Below are 815 nucleotides of genomic sequence, written 5' to 3'. Positions count from 1 at the left end.
GGTTGTAAGGGCTTATACGAAATCTAATTTGCAGTTGGGGCAGCAAATGCATAAGGCTTACAAAATAAATGATGTTATTGACGGGACTGCAATGAAAGAATTTAGAGGTATCCCTGGCATACGCCCTGATTTTGTAGACTTTAGTACAAAAACGATTTATGAATTAAAACCCTTTAATCCTAAAGCTATGCAACAAGGCTGGAAGCAACTTTATAAATACCAAAGTCTGTTTCAACAAAAATATGGTGGTACTTGGAATATTATTTTAGATACTTATTAGGAAATGGAAAAGAAAAAAATAATAGAGCTTTTAAATGAAATATTTTTCCCATTGGGATTTAAGCGAAAAGGAAATAATTGGGTTTATAATGGAAAAGAATTATCCAAAATAATAAATTTACAAAAATCCAATTATAGTAATTCCTTTTATATAAACTATGGTTATAATATTAATGGTATAGAGTTAACTACTACAATGCATATTTATAATCGTTTTGCATCTGTTGACAAAGAAGAACAAAAAACTATTACAAATTTACTTGATTTGGATTGTGCATTTCCACAAGACCAAAGATTAATGGAATTGAAAAAGCTCATAACTAGTATAATTATCTCGAAAATGGAGATAGTTAATTCTGAGGAAGATATATTGCAGTATTTAAAGAAACGGCCTCAGCTAAATGACATTCCATTGATAGTAAAAAAACACTTTCACTTGGAATAATCTGTCTGTATTGAATATTCGGGTTTTTAGTCCGCCCGTTTGAAATATCCCTGTCTCTTACTGTAAAATATCAGTATAGGCAGGGATTATT

The 815-nt window shown here is 30.2% G+C and carries 2 protein-coding genes; both read left to right on the top strand.

Annotation, left to right across the window (positions count from 1 at the left end):
- On the top strand, nucleotides 1–280 hold a 280-nt coding region (locus DW036_RS25360; RefSeq protein WP_199685386.1), incomplete at its 5' end, for a hypothetical protein.
- Between the two features lie 3 nt (nucleotides 281–283).
- Nucleotides 284–724: a DUF4304 domain-containing protein gene (locus tag DW036_RS25355; protein WP_118466757.1), complete on the top strand. Its 441-nt coding sequence runs from the start codon at nucleotides 284–286 to the stop codon at nucleotides 722–724.
- Nucleotides 725–815 lie beyond the last annotated feature (91 nt).

This window comes from Bacteroides sp. AF39-11AC (assembly GCF_003474285.1).
Taxonomy (GTDB): Bacteria; Bacteroidota; Bacteroidia; order Bacteroidales; family Bacteroidaceae; genus Bacteroides.
Note: the sequence above shows the minus strand (reverse complement) of the source record. Positions and strands in the feature narration are given on the sequence as shown.